The organism is Pseudoalteromonas sp. CR1 (assembly GCF_019392235.1).
Classification (GTDB): domain Bacteria; phylum Pseudomonadota; class Gammaproteobacteria; order Enterobacterales; family Alteromonadaceae; genus Pseudoalteromonas.
This window is the reverse complement of the sequence record NZ_JAHXRM010000307.1, coordinates 1-266: the sequence shown is the minus strand read 5'-3', so window position 1 is coordinate 266 and position 266 is coordinate 1. Positions and strand designations below refer to the sequence as shown.

Genomic DNA, 266 nt, shown 5'->3' with positions numbered 1-266 from the left:
CCGAGCCGTGGAAGATCTGGACGGCGAGCGACGGCAAGTTCATGACGCAGGCGGATTTCGCTCAGTTCATCGAAGATCACGTTCACGAACTCGCCTCGCCGCTTCCGAACGGGCAAGACGAGACACTCTGGCGGGACCTGTTCAAGACCACGATCGCCTCGCCGTCCGACATGGTCGACTTGGCTCGCGGCCTGGACATCAAGGTCGGTGCGGCAGTCAAGAACCGCGTTCGTCTGGCCACCGGTGAGACCAGCTTCCAGTTCGAG

At 62.0% G+C, this 266-nt stretch carries 1 protein-coding gene; it reads left to right on the top strand.

Annotation, left to right across the window (positions count from 1 at the left end):
* Positions 1-266, top strand: a 266-nt coding sequence (locus tag KZZ04_RS19510; protein ID WP_219423930.1) for a DUF2303 family protein, incomplete at both ends; no start/stop codon positions are given.